We start from the raw sequence: 21,329 nt of genomic DNA, 5'->3' as shown, positions 1-21,329 counted from the left end.
GTGAACGGAGTCGATCGTCAGCCCGCGCTGGCGAGGCCCTCATCCTCGTTGACGTTGAAGCGGTAGCCGACGTTGCGCACGGTGCCGATGATCTGCTCCTGGTCGCCGAGCTTCGCCCTGAGCCGTCGCACATGCACGTCGACCGTGCGGGTGCCCCCGAAATAGTCGTACCCCCAGACCTCGCTGAGCAACTGCTCGCGGGTGAACACGCGAGCGGGGTGCGTCGCCAGGAAGTGCAGAAGCTGGAACTCCTTGTAGGTGAGATCCAGAGGCCTGCCGCGCAGTTTGGCGGAGTAGGACTGCTCATCGATCGTGACGCCGGATGCCTGCACGCGCGCGGGCTCGGCGACCTCGTCGCGTCGGGCGAGGGCGAGACGGAGTCGGGCGTCGATCTCCGCGGGCCCCGCCGTGGAGAGCAGGACATCGTCGATGCCCCAGTCTCCCGACAGCGCGCTCATCCCGCCTTCCGTGACGACGAGGAGCAGCGGCGCATCCTGCCCGGCGGTTCGCAGCAGGCGGCACAGCGACTTCGCGGCGACCAGGTCGTGACGGCCATCGACGATCACGACGTCGTACTCGGGGGCGTTGACCAGCTGCGAGGGCTCTGCGGGTATCTGGCGCGCGCGGTGGCTCAGCAGCTCGAGCGCGGGGAGCACCTGCTCGGAGAGCGGAGCGTTGGTCAGAACCAGCACCTGGGCCACGCGCACTCCTCACAGACGCGGATCGACGTCGTGCCGCCATGATACCGGGAGCGATGCGCAACAATGGAGACATGACGGATCCCGCACTCGCACCGCGCAACGCATTCGTCGGTGTGCTCGTCGTCTGGGCCACCGCGTTCCTCGCCACCGTCGCCATCGGCATCTTCGTGCCGGAGGAATGGCGCGTGTCCTGGCTGCTGGTCGGGTTCGGCGGCGTCGTGCTCCTGTCCTTCGCCGTGCAGCTCTGGTACGGGCGCACGCAGGGTTTCATCTTCCGGGTGGCGGGGAGCGTGATCGGCGGTCTGCTGCTGATGGGCATCATCTCGGTCGGATTCGGTCTCGCGGCGCTGATCCCGTCCTGACACCGGCACGGCGCGGTAAGGTGGAGCACATGGACCTCATGGCGCTCGAAATCTTCTTCATCGGCCTGCTGGGCCTCGCGAGCCTCGCTATCGTCTTCGTCTCGGCAGTGGTGCTGCGCAACCTCTTCCGCGGCCAGCGCTGACGCGACGATGCTCGAACTGCCCGTCGACCTTCCGGCCGATCTCGTCCCGTTCGCGTGGCTGATCGGCGTCTGGGAGGGAACAGGTGTCATCGACTACCCGGTCGGTGACGAACGCCTGCAGGGCGAGTTCACGCACCGGATCAGCTTCAGCCATGACGGGGGTCCGTTCCTGAACTACTCCGGCACGGCCACGTTCCTCACGGAAGAGGGCGCCCCCGCCGCGGCGTTGCTGGCCGAGACAGGCTTCTGGCGTCTGGCGCGCACGGCCACGGCCGCGGATCCCGGTCCCGCACTGCTGCCTCCGACCGCGCCCGCCGTCGCACGCACGGTCGACGACGTGGAGGAGCTGCGCGCGCCGAGCGGCGGATTCCCCATCGAGGTCTCGCTCGCGCACGCCGACGGCGCCCTCGAGCTGTACATCGGCGAGATCAACGGTCCGCGCATCGACATCGGCTCGGACGCCGTCGTGCGCAGTGCCGGTGCGAAGGTGCACACGGCGTCTTCGCGCATGTACGGCCTCGTCGACGGTCACCTGCTGTGGGCCTGGGACATCGCCGCCCTCGGCACCCCGCTGCGCTCCCATGCCTCGGCTCGACTGGCCAAGGTCTGAGATGTCCGTCTTCGGCGGGATCGACGGTGCCGTCACCGACGGCGATCTGATCGCGCACTTCGGCGATGCGTTCCGTGAGCAGCGGCGTCTCGCCGACGGCGCTGCCCTCGCGCCCCTCGGCGACCGCACCGTGATCGAGGTCGCGGGTCCCGAACGGCTGAGCTGGCTCGATTCGATCACCTCGCAGGCCGTCGGACGGCTCGCCCCCGGAGAAAGCACCGAGCTTCTGGTTCTCGACCCGCAGGGCCGGGTGGAACACGCGGCCGGCGTCATCGACGACGGTGCATCCACATGGCTCATCGCGGATGCGGGAGACGCCGAGGCGCTCGCCGGCTGGCTGACGCGCATGAAGTTCCGCACCCAGGCCACCGTCGACATCCGCGCCGACCTCGTGCCGGTCGGGTTCATCGACGGCGGTGTCGTCGCTGCGGCGGCCACCGCCGCCGCAGCCTCGCCGCACGGCATCGCTCTCGTCTGGGCCGACCCGTGGCAGCGGATCAGCGTCGGCGGACACCAGTACTCCGAGGTCATCGAGCATCCGGCGGCCGACTATGCGTGGCGGGTGGCGATCCTGTCCGCGGACGGGGCTGAGGCCCTCGCCGCGTCCCTCGATCGGGAGGCGCTCGCCGGTCTCCTCGCTGCCGAGGCACTGCGCGTGGCTGCCTGGCGCCCGCGCTGGACGACAGAGGTCGACGAGCGTTCGCTGCCGCACGAGTCCGACTGGATCCGCAGCGCGGTGCACTTGAACAAGGGCTGCTACCGCGGACAGGAGACGGTCGCGAAGGTGCACAATCTCGGTCACCCGCCCCGCCGTCTGGCCGCCCTCCACCTCGATGGCAGCGATGCGGTGCTTCCCGAGCCGGGCGCGCCGGTGTACGCCGGCGACGACGAGGTCGGGCACCTGACCTCGGTCGCGCGTCACCACGAAGGCGGTCCCATCGCTCTCGCGATCCTGTCGCGGCGCGCGCCGGTCGGGGATCTGGTGGTGCGCGCGGACGGCATCGACATCGCCGCCTCGCAGCAGGTGATCGTGCCGGCTGACGCGGGGGCCACCGCAGATATCCCGCGCCTCACCCGTCTGTCTCGCCGACCCACGGCACCGGACCCGCGCGATTCCATCTCCGGCGCCGGAAGCTGAACTCAGGCGGGGAGCGGGGCGACCGCGGACCAGGGCAGCGTCAGCTCGCCCAGGCGCCACCGAGTGCGTCCGCCGAGCACAGGCCATCCCTGGTCCCGGAGTGCGCCCACGGCGGCGAGGAAGCGCTGCGTGGCGCCGAACGTCGAAAGCGGAGCCGCGCGGTCCCACTCCCGATCGAGATCGACGAGCAGGGAATGGATGCGCTCGCCCGGGACGTTGCGGTGGATCAGCGCCTTCGGCAGACGCTCGGCGACGATGCTCGGTCGCTCCAGATCGGCGAGACGCAGGGAGATCGTGAAGCGCAGCGGCGCAGCGTGCGCATCCACGTCGATCCAGCTCGACACCCGGCCGATCTCGTCACAGGTCCCCTCGAACAGCAGGCCGTCAGGGGCCAGGCGGGAAGCCATCAGGGACCAGGCATTCGCGACGTCCTGCTCGTCATACTGCCGCAGCACGTTCATGGCGCGGATCACCGCGGCCGTGCGTCCCTCGGGGAGCGGAACCTCGAAGCCGCCGCGCGCGAAGGAGACGGGCAGATCGGGAGCGAACGGCGTCCGCCCTGCACGCACCTCGGCGAGCTGCGCGTCGGCCGTCGCGACGCGGGCGGGGTCGATCTCCAGGCCGCGCACCTCGACGTCGTCGCGCACCCGGACCAGGCGGGTCGCGAGCTCGAAGGCGGTGACGCCGCTGGCGCCGTAGCCGAGGTCGACGACCAGCGGATCGGATGCCCGCCGCAACGCGGCGCTCGCCGCGATCCAGCGATCGTTGCGTCGCAGTCGGTTGGTCCCCGTGGTGCCGCGGGTCGGCCGACCGAGGGGAGATGACGCCATGTCTCCATCCTCCCAGCATCCGAATCGGGTGCCGTGCCCTGGGCGGATAAACTGACGGCATGACTGCGACGCGCACCCTCATCCTGCTCCGCCACGGCCGGAGCGAGTGGAACGAACTGAACCTGTTCACCGGTTGGGTGGACGTCCGCCTCAACGCGCAGGGCGAGAAGGAGGCCCGCCGCGGTGGTGAGCTGCTGGCCGAGTCCGGCATCCTCCCCGACGTGCTGCACACCTCGCTGCTGAGCCGCGCCATCCAGACCGCGAACATCGCGCTCGATGCCGCCGACCGGCTGTGGATCCCGGTGACCCGCTCCTGGCGCCTCAACGAGCGCCACTACGGCGCGCTCCAGGGCAAGGACAAGGCGCAGACGCTCGAGGAGTTCGGTCCCGAGCAGTTCCAGCTGTGGCGCCGCTCGTTCGACGTGCCGCCGCCCGTGCTCGACGACGAGAGCGAGTTCAGCCAGGTGAACGACGTCCGCTACGCGGGGATCGATGGCGAAGTGCCGCGCACCGAGTCGCTCAAGCTCGTCATCGACCGTCTGCTGCCGTACTGGGAGAGCGCGATCGTCCCCGACCTCGAAGCCGGCAAGACCGTGCTCGTCACAGCGCACGGCAACTCGCTGCGTGGTCTCGTGAAGCACCTCGAGGGCATCAGCGACGACGACATCGCCGAGCTGAACATCCCGACCGGCATCCCGCTGGTGTACGAGCTGGACGAGAACAACGTCCCCACCGGACCCGGCCGCTACCTCGATCCCGAGGCCGCCGCCGCCGGTGCCGCCGCCGTCGCGGCGCAGGGCAAGAAGTAAGAGCTTCCGCTCGAAACGCCGAAGCCCCCGATGCATATGCATCGGGGGCTTCGGCGTTTCTCGATGTGCGGGTCAGGCGTGGCCGAACTCCTGCTGGCCCAGCTCCTGCTGCTCGACGGCGAGGGGGATGTCCTCCTCCTCGACGGCCCAATCGCCCGTGGCGAGGTAGACGACCTTCTTCGCGACGGCCACCGCGTGGTCCGCGAAGCGCTCGTGGTAGCGGCTGGCGAGCGTGGCATCGACGGTCGCCGTGGCCTCGCCCTTCCAGTTGTCGCTGAGCACCTTCTCGAAGACGGTGGCGTGCAGCTCGTCGACGTCGTCGTCCGCGTTGCGGATGGCGTCGGCGAAGCGCAGGTCCTGGGTGCGCAGCAGCTCGGAGAGCGTGCGGGCGACCTCGACGTCGAGCTCGCCCATCTTCACGAAGGTGCCCTTGAGGCCCTTCGGGATGGCGCGCTCGGGGAAGCGGAGACGGGCGAGCTGGGCGATGTGCTCCGACATGTCGCCCATGCGCTCGAGCGAGGCGCTCACGCGCAGAGCCGTGACCACGATGCGCAGGTCGCGGGCGACCGGCTGCTGGCGGGCGAGGATCTCGATGGCCTGCTCGTCGAGGGCGACGGCCAGCTCGTCGATCTTCGCGTCGTCGGCGATGACCTCCTCGGCCAGGGCCACGTCGCTCGTCGCGAACGCCCTGGTGGCCTTGTCGATCGAGACCGTGACGAGGTCGGCGATCTCGACGAGACGATTCTGAAGGTCCTCGAGGGACTGGTGGAAGACTTCGCGCATGTTGGGGCGCAACCTTTCATTCGGATCTCGGCTGTGTCAGCGCGAGACGGCGGGTCGTCCGCACGAGAGCAGGTCTGTGCTCCCGCACAAGCCCGAAGCGATTGTCTGCTTCGAAGGTTAACGAACGGTGCCCAGCACGTGAATAGTACTTCTCCTGTTCCCGCCAGGGCGCGGAAACCCGCCGGACGGACGGTGAACGCACTCTACGCTTGTGTCATGACCTTGCCGCAGCTCGCGCTGTCTTCGCTCGCCATCGGGCTGGTGATCGGCGTCGGCCTCTCCCTCCTCGTGGTGTGGGCATACCGTGCACGGGCGCGGGTGCAGGAGGAGACGTCGCTGGCGATCCCGGCCGGCATCACCGACGTCCTGCACAGCATGGACGATGCCGCGGCGATCGTCGACACCTCCGGCCTCGTGCTGGCTTCCTCGCAGGCCGCGACGCGTTTCGGCATCGAGGTCGGCTCGACGCTCGACCACCAGGAGCTCCGCCAACTGGTGCGCGGCGTCCGGGAAGCGGGCGGCTCCGTCACCGAGTCGATGCGCATCACACGTGGGGGACTGAGTCTCGACCCCCGTCTGGTCTCGGCCCGTGCCAGCGTCATCGGCACACGTCTGGTGCTGCTGATCATCCGCGACGTCACCGAGCAGGAGCGACTCGACCAGATGCGTCGCGACTTCGTGGCGAACACCAGTCACGAGCTGAAGACCCCCGTGGGCGCCGTGAGCCTTCTCGCCGAGGCCATCGAGTCGGCGGCCGACGATCCCGCGCAGGTGCGCATCTTCGCCGCACGCATCTCCGCCGAGGCCGGAAGACTCGGGCAGCTCACCGGGCGCATCATGAGCCTGTCCCGGCTGCAGGCCGAGGACGGCCTGACGAAGGTCGGTCCCGTCGCGATCGACGAGGTGATCGCCTCCTCGATCGAGGCCCATGTCGTGCAGGCGGATTCCGCCGGCGTCGAGCTCGCCAGGGGAGGCGACCGCGGGGTGTTCGTGCGCGGCGACGCGCAGATCCTGATCGAGGCGGTCGGCAACCTGATCGCCAACGCGATCGTGTACTCGCCCCGCGGCTCCCGCGTCGGAGTCGGCGTGCGGGCGGAGGCGGGCGTGGTCGAGATCGCCGTGTCCGACCAGGGCATCGGTATCGCCGAAGCCGATCGCGAGCGCATCTTCGAACGGTTCTACCGTGCGGATGAAGCCCGCTCCCGGCGCACCGGGGGTACCGGTCTCGGGCTCTCCATCGTCAAGCACGCGACGCAGCGGCACGGCGGAGAGGTGCGGCTGTGGTCCCGTCCGGGCCGGGGCTCCACGTTCACGATCCGTCTTCCCCGGATCGACGCCCCCGACAACCTCGACGCGGGCAAGAAGAGCAAGAAGAAGCGTGCGCGCAAGGCGGCCAAGGCCGCGTCGTCCGCGCGCGTTCGAAACGGAGAGAGAGCATGACCCGAATCCTTCTCGTCGAAGACGAGCCCGACCTCGCCGACCCGCTCGCGTACCTGCTCCGGCGTGAGGGTTACGAGGTGGAGATCGCCGAGGACGGCCCCGGCGCTCTCGCGGCTTTCCGGGAGCGCGGTGCCGACATCGTGCTGCTCGACCTCATGCTTCCGGGGATGCCGGGCACCGAGGTGTGCCGACAGATCCGGTCCACCTCGGCCGTGCCCATCATCATGCTCACGGCGAAGGACTCCGAGGTGGACATCGTCGTGGGCCTCGAGCTCGGCGCCGACGACTACATCACGAAGCCCTACTCGTCCCGCGAGCTGCTCGCACGCATGCGTGCCGTGCTGCGTCGGGTCGTGCAGGCCGAGGGTGAGCTCGACGAGCGCGTGCTCGACGGCGGGCGGGTCTCGCTCGACATCGACCGGCACACCGTCTCCGTCGCCGGCGCGCAGATCAACATGCCGCTGAAGGAGTTCGAGCTGCTCGAGGTCCTGATGCGCAACTCCGGACGCGTCCTGACCCGCGGACAGCTCATCGACCGGGTCTGGGGGAGCGACTACTTCGGCGACACCAAGACCCTCGACGTGCACATCAAGCGCATCCGCTCGCGCATCGAGGAGAACCCGAGCGAGCCGGTCATGCTCGTCACCGTGCGAGGTCTGGGGTATCGCTTCGAAGGCTGATCCTCAGACGGAACGGAGAAGAGGCCGGCACCCTGCGGGGGTGCCGGCCTCTTCTCGATGCGGTGACGCGTCAGTTCGCGGGCGCCGGAGCTGCCGTGTCGGTCGGCAGGGGCGTCGGGCGAGGGGTCGACTCCTTCTCGGAGGGGACCAGGTCTGCGTAGTACGGGAGAGTGCCGTCGAGTACGGGCACCTCGGTCTTGACGCCGGTGGAGTCTCCGGACTGGAAGTGCATCTCCACCGTGGCGCCGGGCTTGGTGTCGAGGCCGACGATGCGCAGCGGCTCCTCATCCGCGCCCAGGCTCACCGTGCCCCCTGCGGGGACGGTGACGACGAGCGGATCCAGGCCCTCGACGGTGATCGTCAGGGTCGCCTTCTCCTCGGTGGGGTTCACGATGGCGGCGACGAAGTTTCCGGTCGACCCGTCTTCGGTGGCAACCACGAGGGCGTTGCGCACGTCGATCGGGCCGTCGGCGTCGGACACGTTCACTCCGTCGGACGCGGCGTACTCGGTCTTGGTGGACTGCGGGGTGATGAACGTGCACCCGGTCGCACCGAGCAGAACGAGGGCGCTGAGGGCTGCAGACGCAACAAGGCGCGATTTCACGGGTCCTCCTGAGGTCCGGCGGGGATATCCGCATCCATTCTATGCGTAAGTCGTGAGGGCTCCTGCGGCACCGGAGGCGCGAACCTTAGCGCATGACCCCTGTGGTATCCTTGAGGTTGCCGAAAGGACACGTTTTTATGCTTTTTGAGGTTGGCGAGACCGTCGTCTATCCCCACCATGGCGCTGCGACCATCATCGAGGTCAAAGAGCGCATCATCAAGGGTGAGGCGAAGAAATACCTGAAGCTCAACGTCACCCAGGGCGATCTCATCATTGAGGTCCCCGCGGAGAATGTCGACCTGGTCGGCGTTCGTGACGTCATCGGCAAGGAAGGCCTCGATCATGTTTTCGAGGTGCTGCGAGCACCCTTCACAGAAGAGCCCACGAACTGGTCGCGTCGGTACAAGGCGAACCTCGAGAAGCTCGCCTCCGGCGATGTGATCAAGGTGAGCGAAGTCGTTCGCGACCTGTGGCGTCGTGACCAGGACCGCGGACTCTCCGCGGGTGAGAAGCGGATGCTGGCGAAGGCTCGTCAGATCCTCATCTCCGAGCTGGCGCTCGCCGAGAAGACCGACGAGGACAAGGCGGGCGCACTGCTCGACGAGGTCCTCGCGTCCTGAGCTGTTCCACGACGAAAGGCGGGTGCTTCGGCATCCGCCTTTCGTCGTCTTCGCCGGTAACGTGATGCTGTGACCATCCTCCCCGTCCCGCGTACCGCGATCATCGTCGTCGCCGCCGGCTCAGGCACGCGTCTGGGCGCACGCGCCCCGAAGGCCTTCGTCGGTATCGATGCCCGTCCCATCCTTCGCCATGCGCTCGACGGCGTCTTCGCCGCGGCCCCGGCTCAGGTCATCGTGGTCGCCCCGGAAGGGTGGGAGGGCGACGCCGAGACAGAGCTTCGAGAGGCCGCCGGCGAACGGGCCGACCTCGGGCGTGTGGTCGTGGGCGGTGCGACCAGACAGCAGTCGGTCGCGGCGGGTCTCGCCGCGCTCTGGGGTGACGTCGAGACGGTGCTGGTGCACGATGCGGCGCGCGCGCTCACCCCTCCGATGCAGATCGATGCGGTCGCCGCGTCGGTGACGGCAGATGTCGGCGTGATCCCGGCGCTGCCCGTCGTCGACACCCTCAAGAAGGTCGTGGACGGTGTCGTCGTCGCCGCCGTCGACCGTTCCGAACTCGCCGCGGCGCAGACGCCGCAGGGGTTCCCGAGGACGCTGCTCGAGTCCGCGTACGCCGCGGCACGCGACGGTGGCACCGAGTACACCGACGATGCGGCGCTGTTCGCTGCGGCGGGTCATCCCGTGCGGTACATCGGAGGCTCCGAGCGGGCTTTCAAGATCACCACCCCGGCCGACCTGGAGCGCGCCCGGCATCTGCTCGGTACGAGAGCCGCAGCATCCGGCATCCCCCGCGTGGGCATCGGGACGGATGTCCACGCTTTCGGCGGCGAAGGGAACCTGTGGCTCGCCGGGCTCGAATGGGAGGGGGAGCAGCCGCTGTCCGGTCATTCGGACGGAGACGCCGTCGCCCACGCGATGGTCGACGCGCTCCTCGGGGCCGCGGGTCTCGGCGACATCGGGGAGCACTTCGGCACCTCGCACCCTGAGTACGCCGGTGCGCACGCCGACGTCTTCCTCGCCCGCACCCGCGAGCTCCTCGCTGGAGCCGGATTCGACATCGGCAACGTCTCGGTGCAGTTCCAGGGCAATCGGCCGCGTTTCAGCCCTCGACGGGCAGAGGCCGAGGGCGTTCTGTCCGCTGTCCTCGGCGCCCCGGTGACGGTGACCGCGACGACGACGGACGGGCTCGGATTCCCCGGGCGGGGCGAGGGTATCGCAGTGACGGCCATCGCGTCGGTGATCCCCACCGGTCCCAGAGAAGGCTGACGATCAGGGGAGGAGGCCTCCCGGTCGGTCGCCGAACGTCACATCGGACAGCGAATAACGCTGCAGGGGCTGGCGCTCAGCGGTCGCCGAGTAGGCTTGAGCGGTGACAGTCCGCCTCTACGACACCCGCGCGCAGCAGCTGCGCGACTTCGTGCCTCTCGATCCCGAGAACATCACGATGTACGTGTGTGGACCCACGGTGCAGTCGGGGCCCCACATCGGGCACGTCCGGGCCGCTCTGAGCTTCGATCTGCTGCGCCGCTGGCTGGAGTACCGCCACGGTCGGGTCACGTTCGTGCGCAACGTCACCGACATCGACGACAAGGTGCTCGCCAACGCGACGGACTCCGAGCCGTGGTGGGCATTGGCGTACCGGATGGAGCAGGAGTTCACCGCGGCGTATGCGGGTGTCGGTATCCTGCCGCCGACCTACGAGCCTCGGGCCACGGCGTCCGTGCCGCAGATGCAGGAACTCATCGCGGTGCTGATCGAACGCGGCCACGCCTACCCGGCGCCCGACAGCTCCGGCGACGTGTACTTCGACGTGCGCTCCTGGGCGGAGTACGGGTCGCTCACCCATCAGTCCCTCGACGCCATGGAGGCCGCAGAGGATGCGGACCCTCGGGGCAAGCGCAACCCCCAGGACTTCGCGCTCTGGAAGGGCAGCAAGCCCGAAGAGCCGGCCGATGCGACCTGGGCGTCGCCGTGGGGATCCGGGCGGCCCGGATGGCACATCGAATGCTCCGCGATGTCGAAGCGCTATCTCGGCGCCGAGTTCGACATCCATGGGGGAGGGCTCGACTTGCGCTTCCCGCACCACGAGAACGAGCTCGCGCAGTCGACGGCAGCAGGTGACGGCTTCGCGCGCTACTGGGTGCACAACGGGCTCGTGACCGTCGACGGCCAGAAGATGTCGAAGTCGTTGGGGAACTTCACGTTGGCGGCCGATGTGCTGGCCGCGCACGATCCACTGGTGGTGCGGTACGCGCTGGCCGCCGCCCACTACCGGTCGAGCCTCGACCTCGGCGACTCGTCGTGGGCCGAGGCCGAGGCGGCTCTCAACCGGATCGGCACGTTCCAGCAACGTGCCGCACGTGTTGCCGGAGGGGGCATCGGGTTCCTCCTGTCGCAGAGCCTCCCCGCCGCGTTCGCAGCGGCGATGGATGATGACCTCGGTGTGCCCCAGGCACTCGCGGTGCTGCACGAGACGGTGCGAGCGGGAAACGCGGCGCTGGACGCGGGGGAGGACGCCGCCGCGCTCGATGCGCTGCGCGCCGTGCTGGCGATGACTTCCGTCCTCGGCCTCACGCCCACTTCCGATGCGAAGACCGGCGCTTCGGAATCCGCTCTGGACGCCCTCGTCCAGACGATGATCACCCAGCGCGCCCAAGCACGCGCTGACAAGGACTGGGCGGCGGCGGATCGCATCCGAGATGCGATCGCCGCCGCAGGAATCACGCTGGAGGACACTCCGGCCGGAACTCATTGGAGTATCGATGGCTAAGCCAGGGCGCCCCGGCGCGAGCAAGGGAAACAAGAAGGGCCCGACCAAGGGCACCGGCGGACTCGGGCGCAAGGCGCTCGAGGGGCGGGGACCGACGCCGAAGGCAGAGGACCGCGCCTGGCACCCGGCGGGCAAGCGCAAGGCCGCAGCCGAGCGCTACGCGGCCGCCACGGGCGGCAAGGGACGTCCCGGCGGCAGTCGGCCGGGCTCCGGTGGCGGGGGGAACCGTGCGCCGAAGGCCAAGGCGGGCGACGACACCGAGAATGTCACGGGTCGCAACTCGGTCCTCGAGGCACTGCGGGCGAAGATTCCGGCGACGGCGTTCTACATCGCGCAGCGCGTCGAGATGGACGACCGCGTGAAGGAGATGCTCTCGATCGCCACGCATCGGGGCATCCCCGTGATGGAGGTCACGCGTCCGGAGCTCGACCGTATGGCCGGGTTCGACGGCGTGCACCAGGGCGTCGCTATCAAGGTGCCGCCGTACGAGTACGCGCACCCGCAGGATCTGCTCGAGCAGGTCATCGACCGCGGAGAGGTCCCCCTGTTCGTCGCCCTCGACGGCATCACCGACCCCCGCAACCTGGGCGCCATCATCCGTTCCACCGCGGCGTTCGGCGGGCAGGGCGTCATCCTTCCCCAGCGTCGCTCGGCCGGCGTCAACTCGGCGGCTTGGAAGACCAGCGCCGGAGCCGTCGCCCGCACCCCCGTGGCGCTGGCGACCAACCTCACCACGCAGCTCAAGGAGTTCAAGAAGCAGGGCGTGTTCGTGCTCGGTCTCGACGGTGACGGCGACGTGTCGCTCCCCGAGCTGCAGCTCGCCGATCGTCCCGTCGTGATCGTGGTCGGCTCGGAGGGCAAGGGACTGTCGCGCCTGGTGTCCGAGACCTGCGACCAGATCGTCTCGATTCCGATCTCCGCGGCCACCGAGTCGCTGAACGCCGGTATCGCGACATCCGTCGCCCTGTACCAGGTCGCGTCGCTCCGCGCCGCGAAGAAGATCTAGACGTCCGAGGGAAGGCTGACCATGGCTCGCATCATCGTGATCGGAGGGACCGGGTACGCCGGTCGCCACATCGTCACGGAGGCGGTGAGTCGTGGCCACGCCGTCATCGCGATCTCGCGTTCGGAACCGACCGATCCGGTGGCCGGAGCCGCCTACCTGCAGGGCTCCGCGCTCGACCTGGCGCCCCTCGCGGACGCGTTCGTCGGTGCGGATGCCGTGGTGTCGGCGCTCTCTCCACGCGGCGACATGGAAGACCGTGCGCTCGAGGCGCTGTCGAACGTCGTCGAGCAGATCGCCGGTACGGCGACCCGTCTCGGCGTGGTCGGCGGTGCCGGAGGAAGCCTGGTGGCGCCCGGAGGCCCGCGTCTGTTCGATCAGGACTTCCCCGAGGAGTACAAGCACGAGGCGCAGGTCGGGATCGACTCGCTCGCGCTCCTCGAGGCGACCGACGCGGGACTGGACTGGTTCTTCATCCATCCGGCTGAGGTGTTCGGTCCTTGGGCGGAGGGCGAGCGTACCGGCCGCTATCGCGACGGGGGCGATGTGATCGTCCGCGATGCCGAAGGCAAGTCGTACATCTCCGGGGCCGATTTCGCCGTCGCCGTGGTCGACGAGATCGAGCAGGGCAACCACCACCGCGAGCGTTTCACCGTCGGCTACTGACCCCCACGCTCCGCCCACTCTCTCCCCCCCCCACACGCCCGCCGGGCCGCGTCGAGATCACGTGATCTCGCCGAGCGCACGGCTTGCAGGCGTCAACAGGCGGTGCACTCGAAGACAACCCGTGCACTCGACTACCCCCGCACTCGACGACAACCCGTGCGCGGGGAGCGGAGGGGCGGTCAGACCAGGTCGCGCCAGTCGACGTCCTCATCCTCGTCGGCCACCGGGGTCACGCCGGTGATCACCGGAAGGCTCATCGTCTCGGTGGGCGGCCCCATGATGGTGGCTTCGTCGCGTCGGTGGCGCAGCACCTCGTTGATGTAGCTGGTGAGCACCTCGGCGAGTGGGATCGAGCGTCCTTCCGCCTGAGACAGGTACCAGCGGTGTTCCAGCACCTGGTGGAACACCTCAGCCGGCTCGAGCTTGGCGCGCAGCTCGTAGGGGATCGCGCGAACGACGGGCTCGAACACGCGGGTGAGCCACTCGTGCGCGTACATCTCTTCGTCCGCCCATTGCTTGGTCGAGCGCGCGCGGAACTCGTCGAGGTCGTTGAGCAGCCGTCGTGCCTGGTTCTCCTCCACGTCGAGCCCCGTGAGACGGATGAGGCGCCGCTGATGATGCCCGGCGTCCACGACCTTCGGCTGGATCTCGACGACGGTGCCGTCCGCGGTGGTCGACATCGACATCTCATCGATGTCGAATCCGAGGGCGTTGAGCCGTTCCACGCGCTCGGTGATGCGCCACGTCTCGGCGGCGGAGAAGGACTCCTGTGCGGTGAGCTCGGCCCAGAGCGAGCGGTAGGACGACACGATGCCGTCGGCGATCGCGACCGCATCCACCCCGTGCTCGAGGCGTCCGCCGGCGGCGAGGTCCATGATCTCGCCGGCGATGTTCGTACGCGCGAGGTCGAGGTCGTAGGCGCGCTGCCCGTCGGTCAGACCCTCCTCATGGAGCTCTCCGGTCTCCGCGTCGACGAGATAGGCGGCGAAGGCCCCGGCATCACGACGGAAGAGGGTGTTCGACAGGGAGACGTCGCCCCAGTAGAAGCCCACGTTGTGGAGGCGCACGAGCAGCAGCGCGAGCGCGTCTACCAGACGGTTGGCGGTGTCCGGGCGCAGGACGCGCGTGAACAGCGCACGGTACGGCATCGAGAAGCGCAGGTGCGAGGTGACCAGTGCCGCGGGGAGGGGATCGCCATGGGCATCGGTGCGCCCCGCGATCACAGCGACCCGGTCGACGCACGGTACGTCGAGCCGGGCGAGGTTGCCCAGCATGTCGTACTCGCGCTGTGCCATCTCGGCAGTGGTCTCCTTGACGGCGACGACGCGACCCGAGAGGTCGGCGAACCGGACGAGGTGGCGGGAGAGCCCCTTGGGGAGCGAGACGATGTGCTCGGACGGCCACTTGGCGAGCGTGGTGGACCAGGGGAGGGCGAGCAGTCCCGGATCGACCTTGCTGGCGGTGATCCGCAGCGAATCCTGCATGATGCTCCTGGTGGCGTACGAAGAGGAAAAAGAGACGCGGCGCAGGCGACCGAGGTCAGCCTGCGCCGCGTCTGTGGATCCGATCAGGCGGAGACGACCGGCTTGTCGTTCAGACGGTCACCCGACTCGATGTCGAACGCGTGCACGTGGCCGGCCGAGGCGGCGAGCGTGACGGTCTCGCCGGCGTTCGGGTGGTTGCGACCGTCGACGCGAGCGACGAGGTCGGCGCGCTTGCCGTTGATCTCGGTGTGACCGTAGAGGTAGCCGTCGGCGCCGAGCTCTTCGACGAGGTCGACCGTGACCGAGAGGCCCTTGCCGTCGGCGGGGCCGACGACGATGTCCTCCGGACGCACGCCGACCGTCACCTGCGAACCGTTGGCGCGACCGACGGTGTCGCGGTCGAGCGGGACGACCTCGGTGCCGAAGCGGATGCCGCCCTCGGCGAGGTCGGCCGAGAACAGGTTCATCGCGGGCGAGCCGATGAAGCCGGCGACGAAGACGTTGTTCGGCTTCTCGTACAGGTCGCGGGGCGAGCCGACCTGCTGGAGCAGACCGTCCTTAAGGACCGCGATGCGGTCGCCCATGGTCAGCGCCTCGGTCTGGTCATGGGTGACGTAGACCGTGGTGACGCCGAGACGACGCTGCAGCGATGCGATCTGGGTGCGGGTCTGGACGCGGAGCTTGGCGTCGAGGTTCGACAGCGGCTCGTCCATGAGGAACACCTGCGGCTGACGCACGATCGCACGGCCCATGGCGACACGCTGACGCTGACCACCGGAGAGGGCCTTCGGCTTGCGGGTCAGGTAGGGCTCGAGGTCGAGGAGTTTCGCAGCCTCGAGCACGCGTGCGGCGCGCTCTTCCTTGCCGACGCCGGCGATCTTGAGCGCGAAGCCCATGTTCTCGGCGACGGTCATGTGCGGGTACAGGGCGTAGTTCTGGAAGACCATCGCGATGTCGCGGTCCTTCGGCGGGACGTCGGTCACGTCGCGGTCGCCGATGAGGATGCGGCCGGCGTTGACCTCTTCGAGGCCGGCGAGCATGCGCAGAGATGTGGACTTACCGCAACCGGAAGGACCGACGAGGACGAGGAACTCTCCGTCACCGACCTCGAGGTTCAGCTTGTCGACGGCCGGACGGGTTCCACCGGGGTACAGGCGGGTGGCTTCGTCGAAAGTCACAGATGCCATTGTGTTTCTCCTTCACCGGCAGGTACGTGCCGGACGATCCGTAGTGATGAAGCGGTGGGGTGAGCCACCGTGACCCGTCTTTGGGTCGAGATCAGTATGACATGAACGGCTGTACCTGGGTATTTCTCAGCCTCACTGGTTAGCATCGATCTCGGCCGCGCCCAGCGGCGATCGTCGCTCAGCGGCGGTCGGGGCCAACCCGGACCCCCGCAGACTCACAAGAGGAACGATGTCGAGCGACGAAACGCCGAACGTCCCCACACCTCGCAATTCTCGCGAGGCCGTGCGGGAGAAGGCTCAGAAAGTGCACGCCCAGCAGTCGAGGGCGCGCCTCATGCGACGGATCATCATCGGCGCCGTCGCCGTCGTCGCGGTGGGGGCGATCGGCACCGCCGTGACCCTTGCGGTGTCCGCTCAGGTGTCGAAGCCGAAGCTCACCCCGACGGGGATGGAGTCGGATGGCGTCGTCGTCACCGACATCACCGCCGTTGCCGGATCCGATGAGGTCCCCGCGACGCCCTCGGCAGAGCCGAGCGATGCGGGCGCCTCGACTGAGCCGACCCCCAGCGCGACCTCCTCCGACAAGGTCGACATCCATGTCTACGTCGACTACCTCTCGCCGGACGCCGGAAAGTTCGAGCGGGCCAATGCGCGTCAGCTCGCCGGTTGGATCGGGGAGGGGGCGGTCACCGTCAGCTACCACCCGGTCGCCTTGCTCACCGCGAGCTCGAACGGCACCAAGTACTCGTTGCGTTCCGCTGCGGCCGCCGCGTGCGTCGCCACGCACTCGCCTGCGCAGTTCTACGCCTTCAATCACGACCTGCTCGACGACCAGCCCGAGGTCGGCAGTGACGGGATGTCAGACGAGGACCTGGCGAATCTGGCAGCCGCCGTCGGCACCGACAACACCAAGGCCGTCCGGTCGTGCATCGAGAACGGTGACTTCGTCGGTTGGGCGAAAGAAGCGACCACGCGCGCACTCGACGGACCGCTCGCCGGCTCGAAAGACCTGATGCTCAACACCGCACCCATGATCGTCGCGAACGGCGAGGCGTACGTCGGTGCGTTCGACGACCCGGCCGAGTTCTCGCAGTTCGTGCTGAGCGTCGCGAGCGATGCCTCCCGTGCGACGCCGTCTCCGACGCCCACGTCGACCACCACGCCCGCCCCGTAGTTCGAACCGGGGTCGATGCCATCGCTAAGCTGGTGGATGGCATCCGCCGACTTGGCGCAATTGGTAGCGCACCGTACTTGTAATACGGGGGTTACGGGTTCGAGTCCCGTAGTCGGCTCAAGAAGTAGCGGTTCGGAAAGCAGAAGACCGCCTCGGTTTCTACTCGAGGTCGGGCATCAGGGCAGCCCAGGTCCGGGAATGGGTAGCATCGAGGATCGAGCGTCCCGGAGGGCGAAGACCCCCACCAAGCCTTGCGGCTGGGCGGGGGCCTTGTGCCGTTCAGGCTGTCGCGCTGAAGAACGCTGCGTTCTTACTCGGGCGCACCGATGTAGCGCGAGAGGTATATGAACGTGTCCCACGTCACGCCGGGAACCGTGGACAGCTCAGGCAGCGCCATAACGTCGGTTGCACCAGCGTTACGAAGGAACGCGATCTGATCGCGGAACGTGTTGTATTCCTGCGGCGTCCCGAAGTTCGTCTTTCCGCCGGGGCGAAGGTGAACCACGATTCCATTCGGTGCTCTTACGATTGCTTCCACTGAATCCTCCATCGTTGTCGTTGTTGGCGTGCCGTTGTAGACACCGTTGAATTCCCAATGCCAGGGTTCGGGACGTGACGTCCCGGGCTCGGCCCAGGCCGGGTGTATGTAGCCGAACTGTCGGGCATTCGACTTGAGCCACAGGTAGATCGGATGGCTGAAGCTCAGCTGCACTCGATTGGTGTCGGCCAGGTCGACGGCGATTGCCCATCCGTGGTTCGAGGTCCCCGGCTCCGCAGCCTTGTCTCCGTACTTCTCCTTCGCACGGACCTGCTCGGCGAGATCTCGGTAGCCGTCATTCACGGTGATGTTGTGCCCAAATTGAGGGCGGAACGCGTTGTTCAGCTGAACGAGCGCGTCCCGTGCGTCTGTCCGCAAGATGCGGACGGTGTCCCAGGGCACGGGAGCCAGGATGTTGACCGGGATGCGCCCGTTCTGGTAGTTGCCCCAATCCGCGAACGCCGGAGCTGCGTGCCCGACGAGTGGTCCGGCGGCCGCGACAATCGCAGCGATCGCAGAGGCGGACAAGAAGGTTCGTCGTGAGACAGGTTTACGGCCGGCGGGTGGTGACGCTGTGACCGTGCGTTCGGCCGCAACGATCCCCGGCGGCGGTGCCTCGAGGGTTGTGTTCATGGAGCCAGGCTATGGCTCAGGCGTCGGCCCGCGCTGTCCCCTTTTCGGCCTACAGACACTCGACCGCGAGCCTCGATAGGTTGAGAGATCCCCACCTGGCTGTCCGAGTTCTCGTGGTCGTTGCAGCACCTGATCCAGGGAACTCCGCCCGGTCGGCAGGGCGGGGCCCCGCGGCGTTTCCGGGGCGAGGACGTGGGGCCGCCGATGTAGCCGGTGCCAGTTGTAGGCGGGCCGGGGATGCTCCTCACGAATGTGATGGGCGGGGGGATCGAGGTGTCGCCGACGTTCCTGATCGGGGCTGCCGAGGGGTACTCGGTCGTAGGTGTTGTCGGACGAAGGGTTCTGCTCCTCGACCCTGGTTTCCACTCATCGCCGCCCTTCGGGGGGAAGGCCTCGCTCACGTGCGTGCGCGGGAGCATCGCGGCGGCCTGTCCCTCGCCCTAGGCTGGTCTGATGCTCCACGGACTGATCCGCCCGCTCGAAGCCCACAGCGTCACCCTCAAAGGCGAAGATCTCGCCGAGGTCCGTGCACAGCTCACCGCTCAGGCGCCTGCGGGATGGGACCTGGTGTCGGCCATGGCGACGATGGAGAAGGCCGGATCGATGCGATCCGTCGAGGGCAAGTTCCTGCGTCGCGACGGCATCCGCGAGATCGAGGGTGACGACATGGCCGCGCTCGAGTCCCAGGTGCCGGAAGGATGGCAGCTGCTCTCCGTGTGGCGAGCGAGCTGACGCGCGTCCGCACGTCGCTCATTCGGAGAGTTCAGTCCAGGTGAGGTGAGTCCGCGTCGCCGGTCGGCGGCGCTTCGACCACTTCCTCGATGAGGCTGATCCCGCCCGTGGAGCTCGCCGACTGCATGAGGTCCTGAATCCATTTCGGGTTGAGCTGAGGGGCCTCTGGCTCGTCGAAGGTGAAGCGCAGCGGGATCGATGGGTGCAGCCAGATGGTCGAACGGCCGGGGGCGTCGCCGTCGGGGTGCCGCCACGACAGGGTGAAGCTCTCATTGCGTCGCAATTTCGTGGCGATGACCACTTTGAGATGTGCGAGTGCGCGGTCCTCGATGTGGATCTCGTCACCGCTGCCGTACTGGATCGTTCCCATGAGTGAACGATAGCCGTGACTTCGACCTCGTCGCGTCTCCGGTGACGGCTGGGTGCGAGAAGTACATTCCGGAGTATCGCGCTACGAGGTGATATGTTACTGAGCGTTGAGTTTCCTGGTGGATTCAACGAGATCACGCCGGGTCGATGACGGCGCAGGTGGCCGACTCCCCGCCGCGGCCACCTGCGCTTTGCCTCATGCGTCGCGCGATCGACAAGCGCCAGGGGAGGGGGAGGCGATGGGCAGCACGTCCGAACTCCCGACGGTCACACGGGCGGCATACGCGCGCGAGAAACGACTGCTGCAGATCGAACTCCTCAAACTCCAGGCGCACATCACGCGCTCGTCGGGACGGGTCCTCATCTTGTTCGAGGGGCGGGATGCGGCGGGCGCGGGCGGTGCGATCGCACGCTTCATGGAGCACCTGAACCCCCGCGGCGCTCGTGTCGTCGCGCTCGACAAACCCAGTGATGTCGAGCGGACGCAGTGGTATTTCCAGCGCTACGTCGCGCATCTGCCGTCGGGCGGTGAGATCGTGCTGATGGATCGCTCCTGGTACAACCGAGCGGGCGTCGAACGCGTGATGGGGTACTGCTCGTCGGCGGAGTACGAGGAGTTCATCCAGACCGCGCCGGAGTTCGAGCGCATGCTCGTCGGTTCGGGCATCCGCCTCATCAAGCTGTGGTTCTCGATTGGCGAGGCGGAACAACGGCGCCGCTTCACCCGTCGCGGCGAGGATCCGCTCAAGCAGTGGAAGCTCAGCCCTACCGACCTCACGAGCGTCGACAGATGGGAGGACTACACCGAGGCAGCGGCGGCCATGTTCTTCCACACGGACACCCCGGCCCTCCCGTGGGTCGTCATCTCGTCGAACGACAAGAGGCGCGCGCGGCTGGAAGCGATGAGATGTGTTCTCGCACGGTTCGACTATCCGGGCAAGGACCCGATGGTCGCCCACGCTCCGGATCCGCGGATCGTGGGCCGCCCCTCGCAGATCCACGACGAGGGGGAGGCATCGCCACCGTGACGTTCATGGAGCGCAACACGGCGTCGTCCGGGAATGCGGGAGGCGGGCTCACCGGTTGCTCTCATCATGACCCGCATCGGTACCAGTGATCTCGACGTCCTTCCGCTCTCGCTCGGCGGCAACGTGTTCGGCTGGACAGCCGACCGTGACACGTCCTTCGCCGTCCTCGACACCTTCGTGGACGGAGGCGGAGACTTCATCGATACCGCCGACTCGTACAGCGCGTGGGTGCCGGGAAACGAAGGAGGAGAGAGTGAGACGATCGTCGGCGAGTGGTTGGCCTCGCGCAAACCTGCGGGTGTGGTCGTCGCGACCAAGGTCAGTCAGCACCCGCAGTTCCGCGGCCTCTCCGCCGCGAATGTCCGCAAGGCCGCCGAGGCCTCGCTGAAGCGCCTGGGCATCGATGAGATCGACCTGTACTACGCGCACTTCGATGACGAGACCGTTCCGCTGGAGGAGACCGTCAGCGCGTTCGGGGGACTCGTCGAAGACGGGCTGGTCCGGCACGTCGCCGTGTCGAACTACTCCGCCGAGCGCATCCGCGAGTGGGTCGAGATCGCCCGTCGACTCGGTGTCGCGCTGCCGGTCGCGGTGCAGCCGCACTACAACCTCGTGCACCGCAACGAGGTCGAGGACACGATCATCCCGGTCGCCGAGGAGTTCGACCTCGGACTCATCCCGTACTACTCCCTGGCCAGCGGCTTCCTCACCGGCAAGTACCGCTCGACGGACGCCGCGGGTCAGGCGTCGCCCCGGGCGCAGGGCGCCGCGAAGTACGCGACCGAAGCGGGCCTGCGGATCATCGACGCGCTCGAGGAGATCGGCGATGCGCACGGCGCTTCGATCGCCGCGACCTCGCTCGCGTGGCTTCGCGCACAACCGACCGTGGTCGCACCGATCGCGAGCGCGCGAACCGTGGAACAGGTTCCCGACCTGCTCGCCGGGGCGCGTCTGGAGCTCTCGGACGATGAGGTGCAGCGGCTCGACCGCGTCTCGGAATGGGCGCCGTCGCGCGCCTGATGAGA

23 protein-coding genes and 1 tRNA gene are annotated in these 21,329 nt (G+C 68.1%); 16 read left to right on the top strand and 8 right to left on the bottom strand.

The genetic code is table 11. The features are described from left to right. Positions 1-17: 17 nt before the first annotated feature. Positions 18-701, bottom strand: a complete 684-nt coding sequence (locus GZ64_RS0114285; RefSeq protein ID WP_021199099.1) for a winged helix-turn-helix transcriptional regulator — start codon at positions 699-701, stop codon at positions 18-20. Positions 702-772: 71 nt separating this feature from the next. Here GZ64_RS0114285 and GZ64_RS0114280 point away from each other — a divergent pair, with 71 nt between their 5' ends. The 3 genes from GZ64_RS0114280 (at position 773) to ygfZ (ending at position 2,954) form a co-directional block, all read left to right on the top strand. Continuing rightward, on the top strand, positions 773-1,063 hold the full coding sequence (locus GZ64_RS0114280; RefSeq protein ID WP_021199098.1) for a hypothetical protein: 291 nt from the start codon (positions 773-775) through the stop codon (positions 1,061-1,063). A 150-nt stretch (positions 1,064-1,213) separates the two neighbouring features. Further along, positions 1,214-1,816 (top strand): FABP family protein, encoded by a 603-nt coding sequence (locus GZ64_RS0114270; RefSeq protein WP_029267230.1) that lies wholly within the window; start codon positions 1,214-1,216, stop codon positions 1,814-1,816. Between the two features lies 1 nt (position 1,817). Then, entirely contained in the window at positions 1,818-2,954 is a 1,137-nt protein-coding gene (gene ygfZ, locus GZ64_RS0114265; RefSeq protein ID WP_029267228.1) for a CAF17-like 4Fe-4S cluster assembly/insertion protein YgfZ, read from the top strand. A gap of 2 nt (positions 2,955-2,956) precedes the next feature. Here the strand turns inward: ygfZ and GZ64_RS0114260 are convergent, their stop codons facing one another. Further along, positions 2,957-3,784, bottom strand: a complete 828-nt coding sequence (locus tag GZ64_RS0114260; RefSeq protein ID WP_029267226.1) for a class I SAM-dependent methyltransferase — start codon at positions 3,782-3,784, stop codon at positions 2,957-2,959. A gap of 59 nt (positions 3,785-3,843) precedes the next feature. Here GZ64_RS0114260 and GZ64_RS0114255 point away from each other — a divergent pair, with 59 nt between their 5' ends. Then, positions 3,844-4,593 (top strand): phosphoglyceromutase, encoded by a 750-nt coding sequence (locus GZ64_RS0114255; RefSeq protein ID WP_021199094.1) that lies wholly within the window; start codon positions 3,844-3,846, stop codon positions 4,591-4,593. 72 nt (positions 4,594-4,665) lie between these two features. On the opposite strand, the gene phoU is transcribed toward GZ64_RS0114255, so the two are convergent. Continuing rightward, a complete protein-coding gene (phoU, locus tag GZ64_RS0114250) occupies positions 4,666-5,376 on the bottom strand; it encodes a phosphate signaling complex protein PhoU (RefSeq protein ID WP_021199093.1) in 711 nt (236 codons plus the stop codon). A gap of 216 nt (positions 5,377-5,592) precedes the next feature. Between phoU and GZ64_RS0114245 the strand changes: the two genes are divergently transcribed. Together GZ64_RS0114245 and GZ64_RS0114240 are read left to right on the top strand one after the other, a co-directional pair. Continuing rightward, on the top strand, positions 5,593-6,816 hold the full coding sequence (locus GZ64_RS0114245; protein WP_029267224.1) for a sensor histidine kinase: 1,224 nt from the start codon (positions 5,593-5,595) through the stop codon (positions 6,814-6,816). Continuing rightward, positions 6,813-7,496 carry a response regulator transcription factor gene (locus GZ64_RS0114240; protein WP_021199091.1) on the top strand — a complete coding sequence of 228 codons (684 nt, stop codon included), beginning with the start codon at positions 6,813-6,815 and terminating at the stop codon, positions 7,494-7,496. The genes GZ64_RS0114245 and GZ64_RS0114240 overlap by 4 nt, the downstream gene beginning before the upstream one ends. A 70-nt stretch (positions 7,497-7,566) precedes the next feature. On the opposite strand, the gene GZ64_RS0114235 is transcribed toward GZ64_RS0114240, so the two are convergent. Further along, positions 7,567-8,100: a restriction endonuclease subunit M gene (locus tag GZ64_RS0114235; protein ID WP_029267222.1), complete on the bottom strand. Its 534-nt coding sequence runs from the start codon at positions 8,098-8,100 to the stop codon at positions 7,567-7,569. 137 nt (positions 8,101-8,237) lie between these two features. On the opposite strand from GZ64_RS0114235, the gene GZ64_RS0114230 reads away from it, so the two are divergent. The 5 genes from GZ64_RS0114230 to GZ64_RS0114210 all read left to right on the top strand — a co-directional run bounded on the left by GZ64_RS0114230 (position 8,238) and on the right by GZ64_RS0114210 (position 13,159). Continuing rightward, complete coding sequence (locus tag GZ64_RS0114230; RefSeq protein ID WP_017201416.1) at positions 8,238-8,720, top strand: CarD family transcriptional regulator; 483 nt, start codon at positions 8,238-8,240, stop codon at positions 8,718-8,720. A gap of 69 nt (positions 8,721-8,789) precedes the next feature. Beyond that, a complete protein-coding gene (ispD, locus tag GZ64_RS0114225) occupies positions 8,790-9,986 on the top strand; it encodes a 2-C-methyl-D-erythritol 4-phosphate cytidylyltransferase (RefSeq protein WP_029267220.1) in 1,197 nt (398 codons plus the stop codon). 103 nt (positions 9,987-10,089) lie between these two features. Beyond that, the gene (cysS, locus tag GZ64_RS0114220) at positions 10,090-11,490 is read left to right on the top strand and encodes a cysteine--tRNA ligase (protein ID WP_029258685.1); all 1,401 of its coding nucleotides are present in this window, start codon (positions 10,090-10,092) and stop codon (positions 11,488-11,490) included. Then, positions 11,483-12,496: a 23S rRNA (guanosine(2251)-2'-O)-methyltransferase RlmB gene (gene rlmB / locus GZ64_RS0114215; protein ID WP_029267218.1), complete on the top strand. Its 1,014-nt coding sequence runs from the start codon at positions 11,483-11,485 to the stop codon at positions 12,494-12,496. Before cysS ends, rlmB begins: the two co-directional genes overlap by 8 nt. Before the next feature lie 21 nt (positions 12,497-12,517). Then, positions 12,518-13,159: an NAD(P)-dependent oxidoreductase gene (locus GZ64_RS0114210; RefSeq protein WP_021199086.1), complete on the top strand. Its 642-nt coding sequence runs from the start codon at positions 12,518-12,520 to the stop codon at positions 13,157-13,159. 179 nt (positions 13,160-13,338) lie between these two features. Here GZ64_RS0114210 and GZ64_RS0114205 read toward each other — a convergent pair whose 3' ends face one another. Together GZ64_RS0114205 and GZ64_RS0114200 are read right to left on the bottom strand one after the other, a co-directional pair. After that, entirely contained in the window at positions 13,339-14,643 is a 1,305-nt protein-coding gene (locus tag GZ64_RS0114205; RefSeq protein WP_029258683.1) for a DUF4032 domain-containing protein, read from the bottom strand. Between the two features lie 83 nt (positions 14,644-14,726). Beyond that, positions 14,727-15,830 (bottom strand): ABC transporter ATP-binding protein, encoded by a 1,104-nt coding sequence (locus GZ64_RS0114200; RefSeq protein WP_021199080.1) that lies wholly within the window; start codon positions 15,828-15,830, stop codon positions 14,727-14,729. Positions 15,831-16,059: 229 nt separating this feature from the next. Between GZ64_RS0114200 and GZ64_RS0114195 the strand changes: the two genes are divergently transcribed. Both GZ64_RS0114195 and GZ64_RS0114190 read left to right on the top strand, forming a co-directional pair. Further along, positions 16,060-17,004, top strand: coding sequence for a DsbA family protein (locus GZ64_RS0114195; RefSeq protein ID WP_029267216.1), 945 nt, complete (start codon positions 16,060-16,062; stop codon positions 17,002-17,004). 45 nt (positions 17,005-17,049) lie between these two features. Further along, positions 17,050-17,122: transfer RNA gene (locus GZ64_RS0114190), tRNA-Thr, on the top strand. A 192-nt stretch (positions 17,123-17,314) separates the two neighbouring features. On the opposite strand, the gene GZ64_RS19505 is transcribed toward GZ64_RS0114190, so the two are convergent. Then, a complete protein-coding gene (locus GZ64_RS19505) occupies positions 17,315-18,175 on the bottom strand; it encodes a M15 family metallopeptidase (protein ID WP_081859764.1) in 861 nt (286 codons plus the stop codon). Between the two features lie 453 nt (positions 18,176-18,628). Between GZ64_RS19505 and GZ64_RS0114175 the strand changes: the two genes are divergently transcribed. Then, complete coding sequence (locus GZ64_RS0114175; protein ID WP_021199068.1) at positions 18,629-18,907, top strand: hypothetical protein; 279 nt, start codon at positions 18,629-18,631, stop codon at positions 18,905-18,907. 31 nt (positions 18,908-18,938) lie between these two features. On the opposite strand, the gene GZ64_RS0114170 is transcribed toward GZ64_RS0114175, so the two are convergent. Further along, positions 18,939-19,277: a DUF7882 family protein gene (locus tag GZ64_RS0114170; protein WP_029267214.1), complete on the bottom strand. Its 339-nt coding sequence runs from the start codon at positions 19,275-19,277 to the stop codon at positions 18,939-18,941. Between the two features lie 238 nt (positions 19,278-19,515). Here GZ64_RS0114170 and ppk2 point away from each other — a divergent pair, with 238 nt between their 5' ends. Next, complete coding sequence (ppk2, locus tag GZ64_RS0114165; protein WP_036331583.1) at positions 19,516-20,304, top strand: polyphosphate kinase 2; 789 nt, start codon at positions 19,516-19,518, stop codon at positions 20,302-20,304. 66 nt (positions 20,305-20,370) lie between these two features. Next, positions 20,371-21,324, top strand: coding sequence for an aldo/keto reductase (locus GZ64_RS0114160; protein WP_029267210.1), 954 nt, complete (start codon positions 20,371-20,373; stop codon positions 21,322-21,324). Positions 21,325-21,329: the final 5 nt, after the last annotated feature.

This window comes from Microbacterium sp. Cr-K32 (assembly GCF_000708345.1).
GTDB classification, from domain to species: Bacteria; Actinomycetota; Actinomycetes; order Actinomycetales; family Microbacteriaceae; genus Microbacterium; species Microbacterium maritypicum_A.
The sequence above is the reverse complement of the archived record's forward strand: the minus strand, read 5'-3'. Positions and strand labels throughout refer to the sequence as shown.

Coding starts and splice junctions, on each gene's coding strand:
- ppk2 (WP_036331583.1), top strand. CDS start 19,516: ATGGGCAGCACGTCCGAACTCCCGACGGTCACACGGGCGGCATACGCG.
- GZ64_RS0114255 (WP_021199094.1), top strand. CDS start 3,844: ATGACTGCGACGCGCACCCTCATCCTGCTCCGCCACGGCCGGAGCGAG.
- ygfZ (WP_029267228.1), top strand. CDS start 1,818: ATGTCCGTCTTCGGCGGGATCGACGGTGCCGTCACCGACGGCGATCTG.
- GZ64_RS0114200 (WP_021199080.1), bottom strand. CDS start 15,830: ATGGCATCTGTGACTTTCGACGAAGCCACCCGCCTGTACCCCGGTGGA.
- GZ64_RS19505 (WP_081859764.1), bottom strand. CDS start 18,175: ATGAACACAACCCTCGAGGCACCGCCGCCGGGGATCGTTGCGGCCGAA.
- GZ64_RS0114210 (WP_021199086.1), top strand. CDS start 12,518: ATGGCTCGCATCATCGTGATCGGAGGGACCGGGTACGCCGGTCGCCAC.
- GZ64_RS0114175 (WP_021199068.1), top strand. CDS start 18,629: ATGCTCCACGGACTGATCCGCCCGCTCGAAGCCCACAGCGTCACCCTC.
- GZ64_RS0114270 (WP_029267230.1), top strand. CDS start 1,214: ATGCTCGAACTGCCCGTCGACCTTCCGGCCGATCTCGTCCCGTTCGCG.
- GZ64_RS0114170 (WP_029267214.1), bottom strand. CDS start 19,277: ATGGGAACGATCCAGTACGGCAGCGGTGACGAGATCCACATCGAGGAC.
- GZ64_RS0114240 (WP_021199091.1), top strand. CDS start 6,813: ATGACCCGAATCCTTCTCGTCGAAGACGAGCCCGACCTCGCCGACCCG.
- rlmB (WP_029267218.1), top strand. CDS start 11,483: ATGGCTAAGCCAGGGCGCCCCGGCGCGAGCAAGGGAAACAAGAAGGGC.
- GZ64_RS0114195 (WP_029267216.1), top strand. CDS start 16,060: ATGTCGAGCGACGAAACGCCGAACGTCCCCACACCTCGCAATTCTCGC.
- GZ64_RS0114260 (WP_029267226.1), bottom strand. CDS start 3,784: ATGGCGTCATCTCCCCTCGGTCGGCCGACCCGCGGCACCACGGGGACC.
- GZ64_RS0114245 (WP_029267224.1), top strand. CDS start 5,593: ATGACCTTGCCGCAGCTCGCGCTGTCTTCGCTCGCCATCGGGCTGGTG.
- phoU (WP_021199093.1), bottom strand. CDS start 5,376: ATGCGCGAAGTCTTCCACCAGTCCCTCGAGGACCTTCAGAATCGTCTC.
- GZ64_RS0114205 (WP_029258683.1), bottom strand. CDS start 14,643: ATGCAGGATTCGCTGCGGATCACCGCCAGCAAGGTCGATCCGGGACTG.
- GZ64_RS0114230 (WP_017201416.1), top strand. CDS start 8,238: ATGCTTTTTGAGGTTGGCGAGACCGTCGTCTATCCCCACCATGGCGCT.
- GZ64_RS0114160 (WP_029267210.1), top strand. CDS start 20,371: ATGACCCGCATCGGTACCAGTGATCTCGACGTCCTTCCGCTCTCGCTC.
- GZ64_RS0114280 (WP_021199098.1), top strand. CDS start 773: ATGACGGATCCCGCACTCGCACCGCGCAACGCATTCGTCGGTGTGCTC.